The sequence below is a fragment of the Erythrobacter sp. genome (genome assembly GCF_038133525.1).
Lineage (GTDB): Bacteria > Pseudomonadota > Alphaproteobacteria > Sphingomonadales > Sphingomonadaceae > Qipengyuania.
Genome location: NZ_JAYPTL010000098.1, coordinates 1 through 7,019 on the forward strand (window position 1 = coordinate 1; position 7,019 = coordinate 7,019).

At 64.6% G+C, this 7,019-nt stretch carries 7 protein-coding genes; 4 read left to right on the top strand and 3 right to left on the bottom strand.

What is annotated here, in order from left to right; genetic code table 11:
- On the bottom strand, positions 1-1,530 hold a 1,530-nt coding region (locus tag AAFM29_RS16165), incomplete at its 3' end, for a lipoxygenase family protein (RefSeq protein ID WP_341713794.1).
- A gap of 206 nt (positions 1,531-1,736) precedes the next feature.
- Between AAFM29_RS16165 and AAFM29_RS16170 the strand changes: the two genes are divergently transcribed.
- Complete coding sequence (locus tag AAFM29_RS16170; RefSeq protein ID WP_341713795.1) at positions 1,737-2,126, top strand: hypothetical protein; 390 nt, start codon at positions 1,737-1,739, stop codon at positions 2,124-2,126.
- Positions 2,123-3,037, top strand: a complete 915-nt coding sequence (locus AAFM29_RS16175; protein WP_341713796.1) for a FecR domain-containing protein — start codon at positions 2,123-2,125, stop codon at positions 3,035-3,037. The genes AAFM29_RS16170 and AAFM29_RS16175 overlap by 4 nt, the downstream gene beginning before the upstream one ends.
- 3 nt (positions 3,038-3,040) lie before the next feature.
- Here AAFM29_RS16175 and AAFM29_RS16180 read toward each other — a convergent pair whose 3' ends face one another.
- Both AAFM29_RS16180 and AAFM29_RS16185 read right to left on the bottom strand, forming a co-directional pair.
- Entirely contained in the window at positions 3,041-4,456 is a 1,416-nt protein-coding gene (locus AAFM29_RS16180; protein ID WP_341713797.1) for an adenylate/guanylate cyclase domain-containing protein, read from the bottom strand.
- Positions 4,457-4,527: 71 nt separating this feature from the next.
- Positions 4,528-5,280 (bottom strand): CHASE2 domain-containing protein, encoded by a 753-nt coding sequence (locus AAFM29_RS16185; RefSeq protein WP_341713798.1) that lies wholly within the window; start codon positions 5,278-5,280, stop codon positions 4,528-4,530.
- 212 nt (positions 5,281-5,492) lie between these two features.
- Here AAFM29_RS16185 and AAFM29_RS16190 point away from each other — a divergent pair, with 212 nt between their 5' ends.
- Together AAFM29_RS16190 and AAFM29_RS16195 are read left to right on the top strand one after the other, a co-directional pair.
- Positions 5,493-6,269, top strand: a complete 777-nt coding sequence (locus AAFM29_RS16190; protein ID WP_341713799.1) for a hypothetical protein — start codon at positions 5,493-5,495, stop codon at positions 6,267-6,269.
- A gap of 250 nt (positions 6,270-6,519) precedes the next feature.
- Positions 6,520-7,019 (top strand): GNAT family N-acetyltransferase (locus tag AAFM29_RS16195; RefSeq protein ID WP_341713800.1); only part of this gene is annotated, 500 nt, incomplete at its 3' end.

The window sequence follows — 7,019 nt, forward strand, 5'->3', positions numbered from 1 at the left end:
GGCCGTGAAGATGATCATGGTGCAGACTTCGGCGAGCTCCAGGAACGTCTGCGGTTTGGGGAAGCCGGTGACCTTGCCGATGCCGGAAATCTCCTCTGCCCAGGCGGCCAGTTCATAGTCGCCCTGCACTGCCGCATCGCCATCGTAATAGAGCGAGAGATAGTTGAAGACCCAATTGCCGATTGCCGCCCAAACCTGCATCCCGTCCACGGCATAGGGATAGTTGGTCAGCGGCGATGATGGACCGAACCCTCGCGCAGCAAGATCGTTGGGCAGCATCTTGTCGGTAAAGTTGAACGAGAGGCGTGCCGCCGCTGCCTGCGCCTGGCTGCTGGTAATGGTCCCTGCGAAGATCTCGTCGATCGGACCGCCAGCGGTGATCAGGCTGGTTGCGGCTGCATTGTTGATGAACATCGTGCCTTCGAAATGCGGCAACAGCAGTGCCCACACCGGGTGCAGGTTCGCCAGCTGGCGATGCGTGGCGACCGCAATCGCTTCGGTCACCAGATGCGTCCGCGCAAGATGCGCCACGAGTTCGTGATAATTGCCGTCCGCCACCTGCACGATGAACTTGGCCATCTGCCAACCCCACTGTTCTTCGACGACAAGCGACGGCATGACGACCGGGCAACTCGCATCGCTCGGATCGCAACGGATCGCGATCGGAACCAGCTCTTGCGAACCGGGCGGCAAGGCGAACAGCGCGATAGGCATATAGAGGTATTTGCCGCCACCCGCTTCGGGCGCGATGACTGAAAGGTCCTTGTAGTCGCACTGGAATATCCGACCTGCAGCCAGGGCCTCGGAAAGCGTGTCATTCGCTACGAGGGACGCATATTGCGTATCCGTCAAAGGACAGCCGCTTGGAATCGCTGTGACGGTCTCGATCAGCATGCAGTTCGGACCTGCGATGCGAAGCCGTGCGAATTCGAGGTCGTCGAGCAGCTGCCATGACACTCCCGGGCAGGAAATCGTGTCGAACAGGGCGCGATAATCCGCGATCTGCGGTGGCGAAGCAGCAGCGAGTGCAGCGTTCACTTTGCCCTGGGTGTTGAGCAACCCCTTCAGCGTGGCGACATGGCCCTTGAGCGCTTCGACCAACCTGTCCTCGACGAACTCCTCCGCCAGATGCTCGATCAGGCCGCCCTTGGGGCAATTCCCCGTATGCGCATCGAATTTCGCCTGGATCGCCGCGACGTCGGCGGCAACAGCGGCTGCCAGCTTCTCGCCCGCATCGATCGCTTCCTGGGCAATCGCATCGCCTTGCTGGGCGTGGACCTGCTTCTGCACTGCAAGCACGTTCACGACCAGTTTGAGCAGGATCCCCACCAGCTTCAGGCCCCATTCGAGGTTGGGCTCCTCTTCCGAAGGCAAGCCCTTGACCACGGGAATGCCCGGCAGGGTCTGCACGTCCGAAGTCCAGCTATAGGTGGTCTGCGCGCTGGCCAGTTGTGCCTTGCGCTGGGCCTGGACCTGCGGCGTATCGTTCTGCGGAAGTGTGGGAGAAGCGGGTGCCTGTTGTGCCGTCATATTCGGTTTTCCTCTCGCTTTGCACCAAAGAAGACCCTTCGGCGGAATAAAGCCGCCGGTGAATTGGCATGAATTCTTGAATAAATGGTGCTTTTACTAGGAAATAATTTCAAACCTGCTCGAATACGGTCTGTTCGCCTGGCCAGCACCGGCCTTGCCCCCACCCCCGCTTCTGTGGCAATTTCCCCGTGGGTTGAGGAGGGTCTATGGCTAAAAGGCAGATAAGCGCCGCGATCATCGCGAGCTTCGCGTTCGTGAGCGTTCCGTTGGCACCGCTTTTTGCGGAATCGCTCGACGAACTCGATGCGATTTCCGATCGTTCCGTGGATGAGCAGGCGGCGCTGGACGATGCGCGGGCACTGGCCGAAAGCGGCGCCCTGCTGGAAGCCATCGGCACGCTGGAGCGCATGCTCGCCGAAAACCCAAAATCGCGCGATGGGCGGCTGCTGCACGCGCTCTACCTGTGCAAGGTCGACGACCGCCAAGGGGGCCTGGTTGAGATCGGCAAGCTCAAGAACAAGGAATTCGGCAAGAAACTGCTGAAGGAAGCGCGCGAACTCTGCGAAGCGCCGGCGCAGGCGAGGGCTGAGCCATGACGGGTAACCGCACCTTCACCAGCGTCCTGATCGCCAGCGCCCTCACCCTTACCTCGCTCCCCCTTGCACCTTTGGCGGCGCAGGAGCGCGTCGAAGTGGGCAATGCCGCAACCGTCGTGGGCGATGTGCGGATGAGCAATCCGCAGATCACCAAGCCGCAAAAGATCACCCGCAAACAGCGCCTCGCCTGGGGGGATCTGGTCGATACGGCGAAGAAATCGCAGCTGCAGATCCTGCTGCTCGATCGTTCGACCTTCGGCATCGGTGCCAGCTCGCGCGTACGGATCGATCGCTATGTCTATGACCCGGAGAAGGGTCGATCGGTCTTCATGACCATGATCAAGGGTGCGTTGCGCTTCCTCTCGGGTCGCCAGGGTGGAGAGAACAGCGCGGAAATCCAGTCCCCATCAGGCCGGATCGGCATTCGCGGCACCGCGTTAGACATGCTGGTCGGCGAGAATGCCGAAGCCATTGCGGAGGCGGAAGAAGCCGTCGGCAAGGTTGACAGCGACAAGGACGAAGCCACGCTGGTGGTGCTGCGCGGCCCCGGCGCCGCGACCGAGGGCGGGCTGACCGTTGGCCTCGCCGAAGTGACCGCCGCGGGCAAGACGGTGGTGCTCGACCAGCCCGGTCTGGCTGCCTACATCCCGCGCAATGGTGCGCCGCCGATCGGGCCGTTCTTCATCTCGGACCCCGGCCTCGCCAAGCTGCAGGACGAACTCGCACCGGAGGTGGCGCGCGCAGCGAAGGGCGGCGGACTGCTCAAGGCACTGCTGCCGATTGCCGGGGCAATCGCGGTCGGCTCGATCCTCAGCGGGAACAAGGATGAGGCTTCACCTAGCGGGCGCGTGCAGGATAGCCCGAGCAGCAATCCGACATCCGACGTTCCGCCGCGCAGCCCCAACGGCTAGCGACTATTTCGAGGTTGCCTGATAGACCCCGTCCCAGCCAGGCCCGGGCGGTGAGGCCCTGAGTTCGGCGATCCATTCGGCGTAGTGGGTGCCCAGCGCGGCGACGCCGAAGCGCGCGTAATCGACCTGCGCCAGTGCCGCCGCGGCTGCATCCCAGTGCTGTGTGCGGAGCTCTGCCAGCATATGATCCTGCGCACTGGCCAGGGCAGCGAACTGCGGGTCCTGCGCCATGCCCTCGTCCCCCAGCAGCGCAAAGATCGTGTCCGGGGCATCGCGGCCGACCACCCGCACGCGGTCGATCTCGATCAGCGCGAAACCGCGCAATTGCGCCGCCAGCGTGCTGCCCACGACAATGGGTACGCCGTACTGCTTGGTCAGCCCCTCGAGCCGCGAGGCCATGTTCACCGTATCGCCGATCAGCGTGTATGACAGCCGCTGGCGCGAACCCATATTGCCGACGCAGCACAGCCCGGCGTTGAGGCCGATGCCGATCTTGACCTCGCCCGGCCAGACCACGCCCTTGCGCGTGGGCATGGTGCGGTTGAGTTCCTCCAGCTCGGCGAGCATGGCCAGCGCGGCGCGGGCGGCGTGCCGCGGATGCTCGGGATCGTCGAGCGGGGCGTTCCAGAAGGCGAGAATCGCGTCGCCGATATATTTGTCCAGCGTCGCCTGGTGATCGAGCAGGATGCGGCTCATCGGGGTGAGGAAGTCGATCAGGAAGGCGATCACCTCATGCGGGGCATAGCGTTCCGACAGGCGCGAGAAGCCGCGGATGTCGCACATCAGCACGCTCATCTCGCGCTCCTCGCCGCCCAGCTCCAGGCTGTGCGGATCCTCGGCGATGCGGCGCACCATCTCGGGCGAGAGATAGCGGTCGAAGGCGGCGTGGATATAGGCGCGCTGGCGTTCCTCGCGATAGAACACCGCCACGGTCTGCACCGCATAGACCACCAGCAGCGCCAGCACCGGATAGGTCGGGTCGAGCAGGTAATCGGCGCGGGTGAAAGCGAGCCAGCTCAGCCCAATCACCAGCCCCACCCCGCCGACCGCCGCCAGCGCGCCCAGCGCCGCGCCCAGCCGCGGCAGCAGCAGCGCCAGCGCTATGCCGAGCAGCAGCACCAGCGCAAGTTCGAGACCATAGGCCCAGTCGGGCCGCTCGAGGAAATCACCAGCGAGGATCTGCCCCGCCGCCGCGGCGTGGACGTTGACCCCCGCGGTGCGCTCGGCCAGCGGGGTGGCGACGAGGTCCTGCAGCCCCGCCGCGCTGCCGCCGATGAAGACGATCCGCCCCGCCACCGCTCGGGCCAGCTCGGCATCGGGCATATCGCCCTCGATGATCCGCCAGGCGGGCAGCGTCGCATGCGCGGTGTGGCGGGCGAAGTGCACCCACATCTCGCCCGCGTCGTTGACCGGGATCACATCCGCCCCGATCCGCAGCGATACCGCCGCGCCGGGCGCCTCCAGCGTCTCGCCGCTGCCGTCGCTCGTGGTCAGTCAGGCGAGCCGTCGCCGCGCGCCACGCGCACCGCCTCGAGCCCCAGCGAGGGCACCAGCACCCCGCGATGGATCGCCACCAGCGGCGCGCGGCGCACGATCCCGTCGGCGTCGGGCTCGATGCTGACGAAGCCATTGCCCTGCGCCGCCGCCTCCAGCACCGGCAGCGGCTGGATCGCCCCGTCATAGCGGCGCACCGCGCGGGTCGGCATGGTGCCATGCAGGGTAAAGCCCGCCTTGGGCTCGATCGCCCCGCCATGCCTGCCGCGGTCGAGGAAATAGGCGGTCACCACCGGCGCCCCGGCAAAGCTGCGTGCGAGCAGCGCGTCATGCCCCGGCAGGCGCGCAAAGCCCTCGCCCAGCGCCAGCTCGGTTCCCAGTCGGCGATGCAGCGCCGCAACCTCCTCGGGCGAAGTCCTGTCCGGTTCCGACAGCACGATATCGAAAGCGATCGCCGCCGCCCCCGCCTGCGCCAGCCGGTCGGTCAGCTCGGCCAGTTCGGTGCGCGGCCAGGGCCACTGGCCGAGCTTCGCGATCGAGGCCTCGTCGATATCGACCACCGCCACGCGCGCCGCATCGGCCCCGGCGGGATCGCGCGGCGCGGCCTGCTGGTAGGCGTCGAACACCGCCAGCCGCACCCGTTCGAGCGCGCCGAGATCGGCCAGCTGCAACAGCACCACCAGCGCCAGCGCCGCCAGCCCCGCCGCCAATGCGGGCGCATCGCGCAAAGCCTTGAGCCGCTGGAACATATGCCACCCTCCCCTGGGCGCAGAGCCTATTGCCGTTTCCCACTCCGCGCTAGGTTTGTTGTTTTCCGCCCGCGCCTCCGCGCGTGCGTCCTCGCTAGACGTGCAGCGAGCTGCACCCGCTGCGGGCGGGCGCTTGCCCTTGCCGGGCCTCCACCGGCCCGGAAGACCCTCGCGATTTTCCTACTCGTTTGAATTGTGCTCCATCCTCGCGAATGGACGACAAGAAACAACCGATCGAAGATCGCATGAGCGAGGAATTCGCGCCCGCGCAGGCGGGTGCGGAAACCAGGGACTCCCCTCCCTCACCCCACACCACCCTGCCCGCCTTCGCCCCGGTCCCGCGGCAGAAGGACCGCAGCAATGGGTGGAAGGCGGAAACCCAGCTCGCCTTTATCGAGGCGCTGGCCGATACGGGCAGCGTTACCGCCGCGTGCCAGATTGTCGGGCGCAGCACGCATGGCGCCTATCACCTGCGCCGCCAGCCGGGGGCGGAGGAGTTCGCCGCCGCGTGGGAGGCCGCGCTCGACCTCGGCGTGAAGCGGATCGAGGACACGGCGATGGACCGCGCGCTCAACGGGGTGGAGGTGCCGGTCTATTCCTATGGCAAGCTCGTCGGCACGCGCCGCGTGCACAATGACCGGCTGCTGATGTTCATGCTGCGCAACCGCGCCCCCGCGCGCTTTGCCGAGGGGCGGGCAAAGGGCATGGACGCCATCGGCAAGATGGAGGTCGAGCGGCTGAAGAAGCAATGGCGCGCCGAGTGGGAGGCGGAGCGGCGCCGCGTTTCCCCCGCCGAGATCCGCGCGAGCATCGACCGCAAGGTCGAGGAGTTCCGCCAGCGGATAGAATGGAACCAAAGCCCCCGCACCCACGCCGCCTGGGAGGAATACTGCCGCCTGCGCGACGAGGACGCAGCCAGCAGCTACAACGCGCGGAACGACCCGGAACACCCGATGTATCGCGAGCGGGAGCCGGGTGTGGAGGACTAAACTCCGCTCGCGACCAGCGAGCGGGAAGGACTGAAGCAAAGTGAAAACCGCAGCCGTTCATCGGACACCAACTCCGGCGCTCGCCTAAGCAGCGAGCATAGCCAAGCGAACTGAGGCGCGACCGGGGGATTGAGATATCATCCTCAAAAATTCTCTATGCCGGGAGTTCACGCAGAAATCGCTAAACGTAAAAACCGAGAATTGTGAATTGATTCAGTTGATGTAAGCTACCCCAAATCGGGGGAATACTGTGTTCAAGTTCTTGAGAGCAAGAGAAGATGTAGCACCACTCATTGAGCGAGTAGTCGAAGCGTCTAATGCTGAGAGGAATGCGTTCGGCTTTCTGCCGAGACCCACCTATGATGACTTCGCCTATCAACGGCAAATTATCGTGGCCGTGGATTCAACGTATGGAGAGTTCGCAGGTTATTCGATCTTTGCGGGTGCCCTACCGACGGCCAAAGTACGTCAGACCTATGTTGCGCCAAATTGGCGTCGGCGAGGGTTAGGACACCAACTTATCACTGAAGTCATCAAAGCCTGCGAAGAAATTGGTTATCTCTCCATCACAGCCACTGTGGCAAGTGATCTAACTGATGCAAATGCATTTTATGAATCTCTTGGGTTTAGCGCGTTTACCGAAAAACCGGGCGGAAAATCCCGACAACGAACCCTAATCGTGCGAGGGCGTGTCTTAGGCCCTGTTGACAAACTGATTGGTCCAGAGGCGGACGGCGGCGATATGTATGA